The organism is Actinacidiphila rubida, from assembly GCF_900110255.1.
Classification (GTDB): Bacteria; Actinomycetota; Actinomycetes; order Streptomycetales; family Streptomycetaceae; genus Actinacidiphila; species Actinacidiphila rubida.
The window spans coordinates 1-15,382 of record NZ_FODD01000020.1; the positions used below are offsets into that span (position 1 = coordinate 1).

The window sequence follows — 15,382 nt, forward strand, 5'->3', positions numbered from 1 at the left end:
CCGCAGCGAAATGTGCGCGGCCCCCGGGTGCGTCGATGGAGGTACCCGTATGCACATTTCCGAGGAGACGCTTCCGGAGCGCCCCCGACCCCACGAACAAAGGGCACGCACACCAGGGGCGCGAGGAACTGCGCGAGCAACCACCCACCGGCCGGTGGACGGCGACGCACCGCAAGGGGCAGGACGAGCCCCGAAGGGGCGCGGGGAACGGCGCGAACAGCCACGACGAGACCCGCAGACGGCAGCGCGCAGCGCGGGGCAGGACGGAAGCCGAACCCCAAAAGCCCCGGTGGCACCCCGTCGGCCCCCGGGTGCAACCCGGACGGTGTATCCGGACACGCTGTATGGTGGAAGCGACACCCCGGTGGACGCGCAGCACCCGGTGCCGGGGGAAAGACACGGAAAGCAGGGACTGGAATGACGCTGACCACCACCCCCTTCGGGGTGCGCGCAACCGCCGCGGACATCCTCGACGGAGTCGACCTGAGCGGGCGGCGAATGATCGTCACGGGCGGCTCCTCCGGGCTCGGCGTCGAGACGGTGCGCGCGCTCGCGGAGGCGGGCGCGGAGGTGACCGTGGCCACGCGGAACCCCGCCGCCGCCGAGCCGCTGGCCAAGGAGTTCCCGGGGATGCGGGTGGCCGCCCTCGACCTGGCCGACCTGCGGTCCGTCCGGGCCTTCTGCGACGCGTGGAGCGGGCCGCTCGACGCCCTCGTGGCCAACGCCGGCGTGATGATGCTCCCCACCCGGCAGCTCACCGCGGAGGGCTGGGAGACGCAGCTCGCCACCAACTACCTCGGCCACTTCGCCCTGGCCGTCGGCCTGCGCGACGCGCTCCGGCAGGCCGACGCGCCGCGCGTGACCGTCGTCAGCTCCGGCGCGCAGCTGCGCGCGGGCGTCGACCTCGACGACCCGCAGTTCGAGCACCGCGCCTACGACCCCTTCGTCGCCTACGCGCAGTCCAAGACCGCCGACGTGCTGCTCGCCGTCGGCGTCAGCCGCCGCTGGGCCGAGTACGGCATCACCGCCAACGCGTGCGCGCCCGGCTGGATCCACACCAACCTCACCCGCCACCTCGACCCGGCGACGATGCGGGCGTTCGGCGCGATGGACGACGACGGCAACCTGCTCACCCCCGACTTCTACAAGACCCCGGCCCAGGGTGCGGCCACCACCGTGCTGCTGGCGGCCTCCCCGCTCCTCGACGGCGTCACCGGCCGGTACTTCGAGGACAACCAGGAGTCGGAGGTCGTCGACGGCGGCGCGGAGGTGATGGCGGGCGTCGCCAGGTGGTCGGTCGACCCCGCGGCCGCGGACCGGCTGTGGGACCTGGCACTCCCCGTGGTGCAGGGGGACGCGTTCTGATGGACTGAGGCCCGCGGACCCCGGTCCGCGCGCACGCGAACAGACTGGAAGGTGCCCGATGAGACCCGTGACCCGACGCCAGGCCGACCACCACGCCGCGCGCTCGGCCGCCACCCGGGCCCAGGTGATGGCCGCGCTGGAGCGGCTGCTCGACGCCGGCGAGAACTACTCGGAGATCAGCGTCCAGCGGATCCTGGAGGAGGCGGGGGTCTCCCGGGCCACCTTCTACGCCCACTTCCCGGGCAAGTCCGACGTCCTGGTGCAGCTCAGCGACGACCTGCGGGAGTCGGTGCTGGCGCTGGCCCGGCAGTGGGACCCGGCGGGCGAGGGCGCGGGGGCCGAACGGTTCGCCCGGTACTTCGAGGACGTGCTCGCGATCCACCGCGCCCACCAGGGCGTGCTCACCGCGGTACGCGAGGCGGCGGCGTACGACGCCGCGGTGAGCGACTTCTACACCGCCGACCTCGAAGGCTTCGACGAGACGGTGCTGCGCACGCTGCGGTCGGAACAGGCCGCCGGCTCCACTCCCGCGGACCTCGACGCGGTCGCGGCGAGCCGCGTCATCGTCTGGGGCGGCGCCCAGGCCATCGCCCACCACATCCGCGTCGACGACGGCCGCGGCGACGCGGCGTTCGCCCGCGAGCTCGCCCGCATCTGGTGGCACGGCGCGTACCGCCGTCCGGCGGGGGACTAGGCCGCGTCCGTCCCGCCCCGGGCCCGTCCCGCGGCGCCTGCCCCGCACGCGCGCCTCAGCCCGGCGGCCGGGTGCCTCCCGTTGTCAGTCGTCGGCGCGGCTCGCCGCGCGCTCACCCCCCGCCCGGCGGCCGGGAAGGGGGCCCGTGGCCGTTCCCCGGGTGTCGGGGCCCGGCCGCGAGGTGGGAGATGTGCTATCCGTCCGCGGGGCCCGGGCTCCGCCGAAGCCCGGCGAATATCCCGGGGCGTGCCCAGGCCCGCGGGGATAGGGTCGGGGGATGGCAGCCGAGGTCGAGAGAGACATACCGGTCGGGTCCGCCGCGCCCGCGGGCGCGGTGCTGCGGCGCCTGGAGTACGGGCTCGCGCCCGCGGTCCTCGCGTTCGAGCGCGCCAACCGGGCCTACTTCACGCGCTTCATCTCGGACCGCGGCGACGAGTACTTCGCGCGGTTCACCGAGTTCTTCACGGCGCTGCTGGCCGAACAGGCCGACGGGGGGTGCGCGTTCTACGTGCTGGTCGCCGAAGACGGCTCCGTGCTGGGCCGGTTCAACCTCGTGGACATCGAGGACGGTACGGCCGAACTCGGGTACCGCGTCGCGGAGTCCGCGGCCGGGCGCGGTGTCGCGACGGCGGCCGTCCGCGCGTTGTGCGGGTTCGCGGCGGAACGGCACGGCGTGCGCACGCTCAAGGCCGGGACGTCGGACGCGAACGTCGCGTCCCAACGGGTCCTGGCCAAGGCCGGGTTCACCCTCGTCGGCCCGGCCGACCCCGCGCACCTCGGCGGCAAGCCCGGCCGCTGGTACGCGCGCGAGCTGACCGCGGAGTGAGGGCGGCGGCCGAGTGCGACGGCTGAATCCCGCCAGCACCCCGCGGATCGCCGCACCATGATCGACCGCATGAACCCACTCGAAGGACACGCAGCCCTCGTCACCGGCGGCAGCCGCGGCATCGGCGCCGCCATCGCCCTGCGCCTGGCCGAGGAGGGTGCCGACGTCGCGCTGACGTACCGCACCGGCGCGGACCGGGCCGCCGAGGTCGTCGACCGCATCAAGGGCACCACCGGCCGCCGCGCCCTCGCCCTCCAGGCCGACAACGCGGACGCCGCGGCGCTCGTCGGCGCCGTGGACGAGACCGCGGCGACGTACGGCCGGCTGGACGTCCTGGTCAACAACGCGGCGATCTTCCTGGCCGGCCCGCTGGAGGACGTCACCCTCGCCGATCTCGACGGGACCCTCGCCGTCAACGTCCGCGCCGCGTTCGTCGCCTCCCAGGCGGCCGTGCGCCACATGGACGCGGGCGGCACCGGTGGCCGCATCATCAGCATCGGCAGCAACGTCGCCGTCCGCGCCGCGTTCCCGGGCCTCGCGCTCTACGCGATGAGCAAGACCGCGCTGATCGGCCTCACCAAGGGCCTGGCCCGCGAACTCGGCCCCCGCGGCATCACCGTCAACCTCGTCCACCCCGGCCCCACCGACACCGACGCCAACCCCGCCGACGGCCCCTCCGCCGCCGCCATCGCCGGGTTGACGGCCCTCGGCCGCTATGCCGCTCCCGCAGAGATCGCCGCCACGGTCGCCCACCTCGCGGCCCCCGCCACCCGCTACCTCACCGGCGCCACCCTCCCCGTCGACGGCGCCTTCACCGCCTGACGGCGGTGGGGTGCCGGAGGATGCTGGAGGAGAGCCCCTCCATTTTCAAGCTATAGCTGGTGGGGGGCCTTGCCGCAAGGGCCCCCTCGTGGTGCAGAATTCCCAGCCGGTGGCGGAAAACGGCGATATGCCGGGTTCGTGCCATGTGTGGCGATACGCGGGTGAAGGGGATTCTCTTGAGCGGTGGGTTCGACGGGGTGGACGTCGTCGTGGTGGGCGGCGGGCCCACGGGGATGATGCTGGCGGGGGAGCTGCGGCTGCACGGCGTCGGCGTCGTCGTGCTGGAGCGGGACACCGTGCCGACGGCGGTCGTCCGGTCGCTCGGGCTGCACGCGCGCAGCATCGAAGTGATGGACCAGCGCGGCCTGTTGGAGGAGTTCCTCGCGCACGGACAGCGGTATCCGCTCGGCGGCTTCTTCGCCGGGATCCGCAAGCCCCCGCCGGCCGGCGGCCTGGACACCGCGCACGGCTACGTCCTCGGCATCCCGCAGCCGGTGACCGACCGGCTGCTGACCGAGCGCGCCGCCGCACTCGGCGCGGAGATCCGGCGCGGGTGCGAGGTCGCCGGGCTGAGCCAGGACGAGGCCGGCGTCACCGTCACCCTCACGGACGGCTCGTCCCTGCGGGCGCGCTACGCCGTCGGCTGCGACGGCGGCCGCAGCACCGTCCGCAAGCTGCTCGGCGTGGGCTTCCCCGGCGAGCCCAACCGGGCCGACACCCTGCTCGGCGAGGTCGAACTGACGGCCTCACCGGAGATCGTCGCCGCCGCCGTCGCCGAGGTGCGCAGGACCCAACTCCGCTTCGGCATCGGCCCGTCCGGGAACGGCGCGCACCGCGTCGTGGTGCCCGCGGCCACCGTCGCGGAGGACCGCTCCGTCCCGCCGACCCTGGAGGAGCTGCGACAGCGACTGCGCGCGGTCGCGGGCAGCGACTTCGGTGCGCACGCGCCGCGCTGGCTGTCCCGGTTCGGCGACGGCACCCGGCAGGCCGAGCGCTACCGCGTCGGCCGCGTACTGCTCGCCGGCGACGCCGCGCACGTCCACCCGCCGATCGGCGGGCAGGGCCTCAACCTCGGCATCCAGGACGCGTTCAACCTCGGCTGGAAGCTCGCCGCGGCGGTGGCCGGCTGGGCGCCGCCGGATCTGCTCGACAGCTACGAGTCCGAGCGGCATCCGGTGGCCGCCGAGGTCCTGGAGAACACCCGCGCGCAGGCGCAGTTGATGTCACCCGACCCGGGGGCGCGGGCCGCACGCCGCCTCGTCGCCGAACTCATGGACTTCGACGAGGTCAACCGCCACCTGACCCTGAAGATCACCGCCACCGGCATCCGTTACGCCATGGGCGGCGGCCACCCCCTGGTGGGGACGCGGCTCAAGGACATGCCGCTGAAGCAGGGCGGCCGCCTCTACGCGTTGACGCGCACCGGCCGCGGCCTGCTGCTCGACCCGACGGGCGAGCTCCCGGCCGCGGGCTGGGCCGACCGCGTCGACCACGTCATCGACACCAGCGACGAGCTGACCGTCCCCGCGGTCCTGCTCCGCCCCGACGGCCACGTCGCCTGGGCCGGCACCGCCCGGCCGGACCTGTCCGCCGCACTCCACCGCTGGTTCGGCCCCCCGGCCCCGCCCGGCGCCGGGGCCTGAGACCTGGCTCCCGCGCCGGGGTGCGGACCCCGTCAGCGGCCGGTGACGCGGCGCAGCGCCTTGTGGGTCCGGCCGCGACGCAGAAGGCGCTTGAGGTCGGGCTCGGCGGGCTGGGAGTACAGGACGAAGTCGGGATGGCGGTGGACGCCGGGGGCGGACGCGGCCGCGGCCGCCGCGTCGCGCACCGCCGTGAGGTGCGCGGGGGTCAACTCAAGCGCGCGCTCGCGCGGTTGGTGGTCCGCGCCGATCGGGTAGTCGCGGCCGGGGCGGCCGGTCATCTCGATGTGGCAGCCCAGCACATGGGTGACGGGACGCGTCGCCGCGAACGCCACCAGGCGTTCCATGGTCGCCAGATAGGCCGCGGCGTCGAACGCGAAGAGCCGGCCGGGCAGCACCGTGTCGCCGGTGAGCAGCACGCCCGTCCAAGGGTCGTGGAGGGTGACGGCCGCCTCGTGGTGGCCGGGGGAGTGCAGCACCTCCAGCACACGCCCGCCGAGGTCCAACCGTCCCGTACGGTCGGGGACTTCGGGGTCCAGCCCGAAGAACTCCTGGACCGCGGCGGCCTCCCGCGGCACCACGGTGGTGCGGGGCCGGTCCGCGAACTGCGGGTCCGCCGCCACGTGGTCGCCGTGCCCGTGCGAGTGGGCGACCACCAGCGCGTAGTCCTCCCGCGGATGCTCCCGCAGCCACGCGTCGACCAGGCCGTCGACCGTCGCGCGCAGCGGGAACCGCTCGGGCTCCTCGGTCGCCCCGGTGTCCAGCAGCAGCGCCCGCTCGTTGCCGAACAGCAGGTAGAGGAACGGGGCTTCGTAGCTCAGTGACTTGCTCTGCCGCATGATCACGGTGTGCTCGTCGTAGTGGTGGACCTGGATCGGCGGCTCGCCGCCGTCCTTCCGGCGCCGCCGCGCCGAACCGGTGCCGTGCCGCCAGGCCACGTCCAGCGAACCGGGCCGCGGAGCCGCGCTCGTGAAGTCCACCGCGCCCGTGCTCGTGCCCGTGCTCGTGACCTCGGCCGTGTCAGCTGCCGGCCGCGTCGTGTCCGTCATCGCCGTCCCCCATCGTCTCGTGTGCCTGAAGCGGCGTCGCCGCCATGAAGTACCGGACAAGGCGCTGCCCGGAGTGTCGTTCCGACCCGCCGCCCGCCGCGGTCCTGGCGAGGTACGGCCCCAGCAGGGCCAGCCAGGCCGCCTCGATCTGCGCCGCCTCCTCGGGGGAGACGAGCGCGAGCCCGGCGACCACGCCGGCCTTGCCCCGCCACTCGGGGCTCTCCTGGCCGCGGCGGGTGCCGTAGTCCAGCACGGCGCGCAACTCCCGCTCGACCACGAGCCGTTCGAGCTCCCGGCCGACGACGGCCGCGCCGCTCGCGACCCGCACCGCCGGCTGCTCCGGCGGCACCCGCCACCTGCGCTCGCGCCGGTCCGCGCCGGGCTCCGCCTCCTCCACGAAGCCGTACTTCGCCAACTGCCGCAGATGGAAGGAGCAGTTGGCCTGCGGTACGTCCAGCTCCCGGCCGCACTCCGCGGCCGTGGCCGGCCCGATCGCCGCCAGCAGTTCCATGAGGTCCAGCCGCAGCGGGTGCGCCAGCGCCCTGATCGTCTTCGGGTCACTGATCTCCATGTGTCAAAGAGTACTTTGGGATCCGCAGATGTCAACGCATTCTTTGGCTTTTTCTCACGCGGGTCCCCGGCAAGCTCCGGCCCCGACCCCCGCGGGCCGCCTCGCGGCGGCCGGCGACGCGCCTGCCCGGCCGGCGGGCTCAAGTGGGTGGCGCGGGGGGGCCGTGCCCCGGTCCGTGGCGGTCGGGGCTCGGGCCCCGCCGGGGCGGGGTGGGTACTCCGTCGGAGGGTTACTCCTCGGCGGGGAGGGGGGCCGTCGGGTCGGGGACGTGGGGGAGGATGTCGGTGAGGTAGGACGCGACGGTCGCGTCCCAGCCGACGTCGTGCTGGGCCTGCTCCGACAGGTACCAGCGGTGTTCCAGCAGCTCGTGGTAGAGCTGCGCCGCGTCCATGCCGCGGCGCTGGTCGACCGGGACCGCCCGCACCGCCGGGCGGAACACCTGCCGCACCCATCGGTGGGCCAGCACCTCGGGCCGGGCGCCGGGCAGCCCGTCGGCGGTCAGCTTGCCGGACGGCGCGTAGTCGTCCTGGGTGGCCATCCAGCTCTCCAGGTCGTTGAGGAGGCTGCGCGCCTGGTTCTCCTCGGTGTCCATGCCGGTCAGCCGCAGCAACTGGCGCTGGTGGTGGCCGGCGTCCACGACCTTCGGCAGGAACGTCACGGTGTCGCCCTCGGGCGAGCGCTCGATCTGCATCTCGGCCACGTCGAAACCGAGGTCGTTGAGCCGCCGTATCCGGCGGTCGATGTACTGCCGCTTGCTCGCCGGGTACACCGACTCGCGGGTCAGCTCGTGCCACAGGTCGCCGTAGCGCGCGGCGATCGCCTCGCCGAACGTCACCGGGTCGACGGAGGGGTGCAGGGAGCCGCCCGCCTCCAGGTCCATCAGCTCGCCCGCGATGTTCACCCGGGCCAGCTCGATGTCGTACTCCCGCTGCCCGCGCGAGAGTTCCGGCTGCAGCTGCCCCGTCTCGGCGTCCACCAGGTAGGCGGCGTACGCGCCCGCGTCACGCCGGAACAGCGTGTTGGACAGCGAGCAGTCACCCCAGGCGAAGCCCGCCAGGTGCAGCCGCACCAGCAGGACGGCCAGCGCGTCCAGCAGCCGGTTCACCGTCCCCGGCCGCATCGTCGTCTCGAACATCGCGCGGTACGGCAGCGAGCCGCCCAGGTGCCGGGTGATCAGCGCCGGTTCCAGCGGGGTGCCGTCGGGGGCCTCGCGGCCGGTCACCACCGCCATCGGGTCCACCGCGGGTATCGCGAGCCGGTCCAGGTCCCGCAGCAGCCCGTACTCGCGCTCGGCCGCCCACTGGCTGACCTCCTTGATCGCCACCACCTCGTCGCCGGCCCGGGCGAACCGGACCACGTGCCGGGAGATGCCGCGGGGGAGCGCCACCAGGGTCTCGTCCGGCCACTGTTCCAGCGGGACGTTCCAGCACAGGTCGAGGAGCGCGGACGGGTGGTCGGCGTCGGTCGCCGTGATCTGCAGGGGCATGGCGGGGACGTCCTCTCCTGGGCCGGCCGGGCGCTGTCGTCCCGGGCAGCCCGATGGTGCCACGCCCCGGGTGCGGTCCGGCCTGCGGGTTCACAGGGCGGACACGGCGACCCGCCCGTGCGTCAGCTGATCCGCCGCACCGCCCGGAGCGCCTCGGACGGCGGCGCCGCGGGACCCGCGGGGGCGGACCCCGTCACGAAGGCGGGGTACTCCTGGGCCAGCCGGTACCCGGACTGGAGTGCCGTCAGCCCAGGGTGGTGCGGATCTGGCCGGTGAGGATGGCCGCGTCGAGCAGCGCCGTGCTCGCTCCGCGGCCGGAACGCCGGTGCTGCGCGAACAGCCGCTTGGTGAGGTGGACGGCCTCGGGCGGGCAGTGCAGCAGGCGCCGCAGCCACAGGTCCGAGATCGCGCGGTCCACGTCCGCGGCCGCCTCGACCCGCTGCACGAGATCGAGCTGGCGGGCGTAAGCGGCGGTGAACTTGGTGCCGGTGAGCATCAGTTCGAGGATGCGCGACTCCCCGCCCAGCTCGATGAGCCGGGCCAGGCCGCCGCCCCACGCCGGGACGAGGCGCACGTACAGCTCGGGCATGCGGAACTCCGCCGTGTCCGCCGCGATGCGGAGGTCGCAGTTCACCGCGAGGACGAGGCCCGCGCCGATCACCCGGCCGTGCAGCCGGGCGATCGTCGGGACGGGCAGGGTCTCCAGTGCCTCGCACACCCGGCGGCCCTTGTCGAGGCTCGCCATCGTGCTGCTCCCGCTCGGGTCGTGCACGAGGCCGTCCCGGAGCTCGGAGCGGTCGGCGCCGGCGCAGAAGTCCGCGCCGGCGCCGGACAGGACAAGGGCCCGGCAGTCGGACACCGCCGCGGAACCGAGGACGTCCAGCAGCTCGTCGAGCATGGCGTCGTTCAGCGCGTTGCCCGTGTCGGGCGAGTGGAGCTCGACCCGGAGCACCTTGTCGTCCTGGTGGACGCGCAGGAGCTGGTAGGGCGAGGAGGGCGTGTTGGGGATCATGGTCTCTCAGGCGAGTGCTACGTGGAGGCTCCGCGGTCGCCGGAAGACGACGCGGGGGGCCCATTGGGGTGTGCGGGCCAGGCTCAGGCGCGGGAAGCGGCGGAGTAGCCCGTGCAGCAGGGTCTGCGCCTCGAGGCGGGCCAGCGGCGCCCCCAGGCAGTAGTGGATGCCGCTGCTGAACGCCAGGTGGCCCTGGTTCGGGCGATGGATGTTGAAGGAGTCGGCGTCCTGGTGCCGGGACTGGTCGCGGCCCGCGGCCGCGACCATGAGGTGCACGGTCTCGTCCGTGCGGATGTCGACGCCGGCGAGGGAGGTGTCGGTACGGGCCACACGCGTGACGACATGCGTCGGAGGGTCGTACCGCAGGGCCTCCTCGACGGCACCCGGCACGCCCTCGGGATGCCGGGTCAGGTACCGCCACTGCCACTCGTGGCCGAGCAGGGTGAGGACGGCCTGCGACAGCATGGTCGCGGTCGTCTCCAGGGCCGCGAGCAGGACGAACAGCGCCAGGTGGTAGACCTCCTCGTCCGCCGCCTGCTGGTCGTCCTCGATCTCGTCCCAGGCCGTGATCCACCGGGAGACCGGATCGTCACCCCGGTCGCGGCGCCGCTCGGCCACCAACGTGAGGAAGTAGAGGCGCAGTTGCGCGACGGCCCGGTCGGACAGGGCCAACTGGCTCGCCGACGGCAGGAGTTCCTGCGTGTAGACCATGTCCCTGGTCAGATCCCGCAGGAGTGGGAGGTCCGCCTGCGGGAGGTTCAGCCAGTGGCCGATCGTCGCCACCGGCAACTCCTCGCTGACGACGGAGTGGAGGTCCGCCACTCCGCCGCCCATGCTGTGCAACTGCTCCTCCAGACGGTCGAGGAGCTTCCTGGTGATGACCGTGACCGGGGCCTGGAGCTCGTCGATCGTGGACCGGTCGAACATGCCGCCGGCCGAGCGCCGGACGCGCGCGTGGGCGAGGCCGTTGAGTGCCGGCAGCGTCCGGCTCATCTCCGTCGAGGAGGGAGAGGACCAGCGGGTGGACTCCGGCTGCCGCCTGCGCCATGCCGAATCCGGTTCCAGCCAGTCCTCCCTCGCCCGCAGGACGTAGTCGCACAGGTCGTACGAGGTGACGACGTGTCCGCCCCAGGGGGCTGCCACGACCTCCCCCATCGCTCGCAATTCTCCGTAGATCCGGAAGGGGTCCGCCTGGCCTGCCGCTGTCCGCAGACGAGAGAACAGCGGCGCAGCTCGACGCTGATCGACGGGCGGAGATATCGCGGGCTCCACAATGCCTCCTTGAGGGCTCACAGCACGCTACCGGCCGCTATGCCTACCCAGGCGGTTGAACTGTCACTCAGTCAGAACTAGCCATCGTCAGTTGCCTCGGTCACACGTCTCCGTCACTCGCCCGCGCCACACGCCTCTGCCACTCGCCGCCGTCACGCGCGACTGTCATGAGCCGTTTGTCATGGGCCGTTTGTCATGCACCGTTTGTCACGTGCCGGTGTTCATGCGCCGGTTGTCACTCGCCGTTGATCCATTCGACGAGCCGGCTGAACATTCCCTTGCGGCGCCGCGGGGCCTCCTGGGCGGACGGGGACGCCGCCGACGGCGCGGACGGCACAGGGGCGGCCGCCTCCACCGCCGGAGCCGCGGCCGGTACGGCACCGGCCGTGCCGTCGGCGCGCCGCGGGAGCGGGGCCGGCTTGGTGAACCGCACCGGCAGCGTCACCAGCGAACGGGTCCACGGCTCCTGGTTCCACGCCAACGCGGAGAACTCGCACCGCAGTTCGACGTCGGGCAGCCGGTTCAGCAGCGTCTCGACCGCCTTCACCGCGATGACCCAGGCCGGGTCCTTGGCGGGGCAGGCGTGCGGGCCCGCGCCGAAGGCCAGGTGCGCCTGGCCGTTGAAGTCCCGGCGCTCGTTCGGGTCGGTGTTGGCCGCGGCGAAGCTGATCAGGACGGGGTCGTTGGCGCGCAGGACGCGGTCCCCCACCTTGACGTCCATCACCGGGTAGTGACCCGCGTAGTTCGCGATCGGGGCGTAGTTCCAGAGCACTTCGCTGACGGCGTCCTCCACCGACAGGCGGCCCATGGCGTACTTGTCGTCGCCCAGCATCAGCGCGATGCACGTGCTGATCGCGGCCGCCAGCGGAGCCGTGCCGCCGGACAGCATGGTGACGAGCTGGTGCATCGCCTCCTCGTCCGTGAGGCCCGCCTGATGGGTCAGCAGGTGCGAGGTGACGTCCTCACCGGGGTGGCGGCGCTTGAGGGCGATGAGTTCGAGCAGCGAGCCGCCCAGCAACTGGTCGGCCCCCGGAGTGCCGGTGAAGATGCCGGTGATGCCCGTGATGATCCGGTCGCCGAGCTCCGGAGGGCAGCCGAAGAGGGTGCCGAACACCAGCAGCGGCAGCGGGCCCGCGTACTCCTGCACCAGTTCCGCGTGCCCGACGGGGCTGCTGAACTGGCTGATCAGGTATTCGGCGGCCTGCTGGGTCTGCCGTGCGAGCAACTGGACGTCGATGGCCTCCAGGCTGCCGGTCACGGCCGCGCGCAGGCGCGCGTGCGCGGCGCCGTCGGCGAACAGCGCGTTGGGCCGCCATCCCATCATCGGCAGCGCCGGGCTGTCGGCGGGTATCCGGCCCTCCTGCAGGGCCGCCCAGTTGCGGGAGTCCCGGGGGAAGGTCGCGGAGTCCTTGAGGATGGCGAGCGCCACCTGGTAGTTCGTCACCAGGGTGGCCTCGACGCCCTCGGCGATGTCCACCGGGGCCGTCGGACCGAACGTCCGCAGGTAGTTGTAGTGGGCTTCGGGGTCGGCTCCGAAAGCCTGGCCGTAGAGCTTGACGTTCTCCTGAGCGGGACCACCGGGCGGCGGGCCGCCGATGTCGGCGTGATGTTCCATGGGGTTCCTAGTCCAGGGACAGAAGGTGGTTGACAAGAGTGATGAGCGCTTTGCCCGATGAGGCACGATCACGGACGTCGCAGCCGACGACCGGCGTCTCGGGGGAGACGCTCAGAGCCTCACGGACCTCGTCGAGAGGATAGGTCCGCTGCTCGTCGAAGTGGTTCACGCCGATCACGTAGGCCAGCCCGAACTGCTCGACGAGGTCGAGCACGGCGAAGGACTGCTTCAGCCGCTCGGGTCGCGGATCGACCAGGACCAGTGCACCCAGAGCACCGCGTGTCAGGTCCTCCCACAGCTCCTTGAACCGCTCCTGGCCGGGCGTGCCGAACATGTACAGAACCAGGTCGTCGTACAGCGTGAGGCGGCCGAAGTCCAGGGCGACGGTGGTGGTCGACTTCTCCGGGGTCGCGGACAGGTCGTCGGTGCGCGCGCTGAGACTGGTGATCGTCTCCTCGGTCGTCAGCGGCTCGATCTCCGAGATGCTGGAGATGAACGTGGTCTTGCCGACCCCGAAGGGGCCCACCACGAGCACCTTCACCCATGTGGGCTCAGTTGCGTCCACTGGCACGTCTGATCACGCTCCGAGCTGTTCTTGGAGACCGGCACGAATCCGGGCGAGCAGTGCCCTGTCCGCCTGGGTGGCCTTGGGGATGGGGGGCCGTGCGACGATCAGTTCCTCGTCGCACAACTGGGTGAGCAGGGCCCTGCCCACCCCCAGCGGAACCTGGATCCGGGCGGCGACCTCGTAGACCGGCAGGTGGCGTCCCGAGCTCAGCAGGTCCCGGATCAGGGCCGCTTCGGGGAGGATGATCCTCGCCTCCAGGCCCTTCGCGGTCACTGCGACGAGCGAGTCACGGCTGAGCTCGTTCTCGGTGGGAAGCGACGCGCCCCCGGTGAGCACGAAGGCCGGTACTAATGAGTTCGTCAGTTCCAGCTCGCTGTCCGGGTCCATCAGGCGTTCCTCGCCATCTGCGCGGCCGGCCGCAGGCTGCTCAGCACGAGGTCCTGCATCCGGCCCGCGAGCTCTCCGATGTCGCCGTCCGGCTCCGCCATCGCGGCCAGGGACCCGCCGTCCTGTGTGGAGATGCTCACCAGCCAGCCGTGGCTGAACTCGACCACGGTCTGCCGCAGTTGAGGGCTCCCGTGCAGGCCCGCGAAGGGTCCCGTGGACTTGCTCAGGCCCTGCAGCCCGTGCATGGCCGCCGCGAAGAGGTCGGCGATGTCCGCACTCATGCCCTCCGAGGCGCCGCCCGGCATGCCGTCCGGCTGGACGAGGATGGCCCGGGTCGCCTTGGGGACGGAGGCGAGCATGTCGTTCAGGATCGGCACCACCCGCGCGGGGCGCGGCGGTTGACCACTCGCCGGGCCCGACGCAGCGCTTCGCCGAGGCGATGCCTCGGTGCGCGCGGGGGCCGTCAGCTCCCTGCCCAGACGCGTGACGAGCTGCTGCATGTTGAAGCTGATCTGCTGCATGTCGACGTCCGGCCCGGCCGCGGCCGCGAGGTACGACCCCTTGCCGGCCGCCACGACGAACACCAGCCCGTGATCGAACTCGATCAGGGTCTGCTTCCACTCATGCGTCGTCTGGGGCCCCACGATCAGTCCGGTGGCCCGGCTCAGCGACTGGAGTCCCGCGACCGTGGCCGCGATCGCCTTGAGCGGACGCTCGTCCAGGCCGTGGCTGGCGCCCTGTGCCACGCCGTCGGCCGACAGCAGCACCAGGTGCCGTGCGTGCGGCGTGTCGTCCACGACGCCCTGGAGCATCCAGGAGTACTTGTCCTTGTCGCCGATCAATGGGTCTCGTCTCCCTCGGTGGAGACCGACAGCACACGGCCCTCACGAGTACCCTGCTGCAGCCCGCTGAGCCGGCGCGCGAGGGTCTGACGATCGTTCGGTGCCTGTGCCGCCGGTGGTGCGGACGACTCGTCGAGGCCGGTCTCCAGGGTCCTGACGGCCCGTCGGGGCAGGCCGTGGGCCGTGGCGGCCTGGATGTGAACAGCTCCCTGGTCCTGCCCCTGGTCCTGCCCGGGCCCCTGGGTCGTCTGCGGCATCTGCGGTTCGATGGGCTCCTCCGTCAAGAGCTCGTTGGGCAGCAGGACAACCGCCCGAACGCCGCCGTACGCCGACCGGCCCAAGACATCGACCTGGAAGCCGAACTGGCTGGCGAGCATGCCCATGACTGCGAAGCCAATGCGCGGGGGATTGCCGAGTTGGGAAATCGTCGGAACGAATTCACCACTGAGCAGTGCGGCGGCCCGCCGCTTCTCCTCCTCGTTCATTCCGATACCCGCGTCGTCGATGACGACGCACAGGCCGTTGTGCACGTTCATGAATTGAACGGTCACGTCCGTATGCGGAGGAGAATAGTCGGTGGCGTTGTGGAGAATTTCTGCGATCGCGAGGGAGACGGCCGGAATCACTGGCGCCCGCAGCGCGAAAGGACTCTGGTCCATAATCTTGACGCGGCCGTACTGGCGAAGTGTGGACAACGCGCTTCTGACCACGTCGTAAACACTTGCCGCCTGGCGCCTGCGGCCGAGGGACCCGCCGCAGGCCACCGAGATGGTCTGCAGGCGCCGCAGCGTCTGGGTGATCGCGTGGTTGACGTTGAGCAGGTCCGGAAGCACCGGATGCCCGCCGTACTTCTGCTGGATGCCCTCCAGCTCGGTCTGGCTCCGGACGGCGAGACTCTGCAGCGTCGCCGCCCACGCCTTCATGATCGCCATCGTCCGTGACTCGGCGTCAGCGGAGGCCTGGGCCATCGCCAACTCCCGGTCCTGCAGCATCCGCTGGCGTTCCTGCTCCTGCCGGGCGTTCTCCTCGGCGAGGCTCCCGTAGTCCGCCTGCGCCTTGCGCAACTGCTGGGCCTGGCCCGCGATCACTCTGGCCCGGTTGCGCCCCTGTATCCATATCACGACGGCTGCGGCCAGAAACACGACAGCCAAGGTGCCCAGAAACACGTTTGCGCTACTCATGGAACTCTTTCCTGGCATAAAGCCTGCTGCAGCCGTAGGTAGTGCATCCTTG

15 protein-coding genes are annotated in these 15,382 nt (G+C 72.4%); 5 read left to right on the plus strand and 10 right to left on the minus strand.

Annotation, left to right across the window (positions count from 1 at the left end; genetic code table 11):
- The first annotated feature begins 417 nt into the window (after positions 1–417).
- The 5 genes from BMW99_RS20305 to rox all read left to right on the plus strand — a co-directional run bounded on the left by BMW99_RS20305 (position 418) and on the right by rox (position 5,350).
- The gene (locus BMW99_RS20305) at positions 418–1,365 is read left to right on the plus strand and encodes an SDR family NAD(P)-dependent oxidoreductase (protein WP_069465475.1); all 948 of its coding nucleotides are present in this window, start codon (positions 418–420) and stop codon (positions 1,363–1,365) included.
- A 58-nt stretch (positions 1,366–1,423) separates the two neighbouring features.
- Positions 1,424–2,059, plus strand: a complete 636-nt coding sequence (locus BMW99_RS20310) for a TetR/AcrR family transcriptional regulator (RefSeq protein WP_176735594.1) — start codon at positions 1,424–1,426, stop codon at positions 2,057–2,059.
- Between the two features lie 277 nt (positions 2,060–2,336).
- A complete protein-coding gene (locus BMW99_RS20315; RefSeq protein ID WP_069465473.1) occupies positions 2,337–2,885 on the plus strand; it encodes a GNAT family N-acetyltransferase in 549 nt (182 codons plus the stop codon).
- 69 nt (positions 2,886–2,954) lie between these two features.
- Entirely contained in the window at positions 2,955–3,707 is a 753-nt protein-coding gene (locus tag BMW99_RS20320; RefSeq protein WP_218159308.1) for a 3-oxoacyl-ACP reductase family protein, read from the plus strand.
- A 176-nt stretch (positions 3,708–3,883) separates the two neighbouring features.
- Positions 3,884–5,350 (plus strand): rifampin monooxygenase, encoded by a 1,467-nt coding sequence (rox, locus tag BMW99_RS20325; protein ID WP_265737207.1) that lies wholly within the window; start codon positions 3,884–3,886, stop codon positions 5,348–5,350.
- A gap of 32 nt (positions 5,351–5,382) precedes the next feature.
- Here rox and BMW99_RS20330 read toward each other — a convergent pair whose 3' ends face one another.
- The 10 genes from BMW99_RS20330 to BMW99_RS20375 form a co-directional block, all read right to left on the minus strand.
- Positions 5,383–6,396, minus strand: a complete 1,014-nt coding sequence (locus BMW99_RS20330; RefSeq protein WP_079139061.1) for an MBL fold metallo-hydrolase — start codon at positions 6,394–6,396, stop codon at positions 5,383–5,385.
- The gene (locus BMW99_RS20335) at positions 6,368–6,967 is read right to left on the minus strand and encodes an ArsR/SmtB family transcription factor (RefSeq protein WP_075017285.1); all 600 of its coding nucleotides are present in this window, start codon (positions 6,965–6,967) and stop codon (positions 6,368–6,370) included. The genes BMW99_RS20330 and BMW99_RS20335 overlap by 29 nt, the downstream gene beginning before the upstream one ends.
- Positions 6,968–7,196: 229 nt before the next feature.
- The gene (locus BMW99_RS20340; protein ID WP_075017286.1) at positions 7,197–8,453 is read right to left on the minus strand and encodes a DUF4032 domain-containing protein; all 1,257 of its coding nucleotides are present in this window, start codon (positions 8,451–8,453) and stop codon (positions 7,197–7,199) included.
- A gap of 244 nt (positions 8,454–8,697) precedes the next feature.
- Complete coding sequence (locus BMW99_RS20345; protein WP_069464725.1) at positions 8,698–9,465, minus strand: enoyl-CoA hydratase/isomerase family protein; 768 nt, start codon at positions 9,463–9,465, stop codon at positions 8,698–8,700.
- A 6-nt stretch (positions 9,466–9,471) separates the two neighbouring features.
- A complete protein-coding gene (locus BMW99_RS20350) occupies positions 9,472–10,620 on the minus strand; it encodes a cytochrome P450 (RefSeq protein ID WP_107451624.1) in 1,149 nt (382 codons plus the stop codon).
- 352 nt (positions 10,621–10,972) lie between these two features.
- Entirely contained in the window at positions 10,973–12,352 is a 1,380-nt protein-coding gene (locus tag BMW99_RS20355) for a cytochrome P450 family protein (protein WP_069464723.1), read from the minus strand.
- Between the two features lie 7 nt (positions 12,353–12,359).
- On the minus strand, positions 12,360–12,917 hold the full coding sequence (locus BMW99_RS20360) for a GTP-binding protein (protein WP_407640304.1): 558 nt from the start codon (positions 12,915–12,917) through the stop codon (positions 12,360–12,362).
- A gap of 12 nt (positions 12,918–12,929) precedes the next feature.
- Positions 12,930–13,307: a DUF742 domain-containing protein gene (locus tag BMW99_RS20365; protein ID WP_069464721.1), complete on the minus strand. Its 378-nt coding sequence runs from the start codon at positions 13,305–13,307 to the stop codon at positions 12,930–12,932.
- Complete coding sequence (locus BMW99_RS20370; protein WP_079176126.1) at positions 13,307–14,149, minus strand: roadblock/LC7 domain-containing protein; 843 nt, start codon at positions 14,147–14,149, stop codon at positions 13,307–13,309. The genes BMW99_RS20365 and BMW99_RS20370 overlap by 1 nt, the downstream gene beginning before the upstream one ends.
- Positions 14,146–15,330: an ATP-binding protein gene (locus BMW99_RS20375; RefSeq protein WP_069464720.1), complete on the minus strand. Its 1,185-nt coding sequence runs from the start codon at positions 15,328–15,330 to the stop codon at positions 14,146–14,148. Before BMW99_RS20375 ends, BMW99_RS20370 begins: the two co-directional genes overlap by 4 nt.
- Positions 15,331–15,382 lie beyond the last annotated feature (52 nt).

Coding starts and splice junctions, on each gene's coding strand:
- BMW99_RS20365 (WP_069464721.1), bottom strand. CDS start 13,307: ATGGACCCGGACAGCGAGCTGGAACTGACGAACTCATTAGTACCGGCC.
- BMW99_RS20350 (WP_107451624.1), bottom strand. CDS start 10,620: ATGGGGGAGGTCGTGGCAGCCCCCTGGGGCGGACACGTCGTCACCTCG.
- BMW99_RS20355 (WP_069464723.1), bottom strand. CDS start 12,352: ATGGAACATCACGCCGACATCGGCGGCCCGCCGCCCGGTGGTCCCGCT.
- BMW99_RS20335 (WP_075017285.1), bottom strand. CDS start 6,967: ATGGAGATCAGTGACCCGAAGACGATCAGGGCGCTGGCGCACCCGCTG.
- BMW99_RS20330 (WP_079139061.1), bottom strand. CDS start 6,396: ATGACGGACACGACGCGGCCGGCAGCTGACACGGCCGAGGTCACGAGC.
- BMW99_RS20375 (WP_069464720.1), bottom strand. CDS start 15,330: ATGAGTAGCGCAAACGTGTTTCTGGGCACCTTGGCTGTCGTGTTTCTG.
- BMW99_RS20310 (WP_176735594.1), top strand. CDS start 1,424: ATGAGACCCGTGACCCGACGCCAGGCCGACCACCACGCCGCGCGCTCG.
- BMW99_RS20305 (WP_069465475.1), top strand. CDS start 418: ATGACGCTGACCACCACCCCCTTCGGGGTGCGCGCAACCGCCGCGGAC.
- BMW99_RS20340 (WP_075017286.1), bottom strand. CDS start 8,453: ATGCCCCTGCAGATCACGGCGACCGACGCCGACCACCCGTCCGCGCTC.
- BMW99_RS20315 (WP_069465473.1), top strand. CDS start 2,337: ATGGCAGCCGAGGTCGAGAGAGACATACCGGTCGGGTCCGCCGCGCCC.
- BMW99_RS20320 (WP_218159308.1), top strand. CDS start 2,955: ATGAACCCACTCGAAGGACACGCAGCCCTCGTCACCGGCGGCAGCCGC.
- BMW99_RS20345 (WP_069464725.1), bottom strand. CDS start 9,465: ATGATCCCCAACACGCCCTCCTCGCCCTACCAGCTCCTGCGCGTCCAC.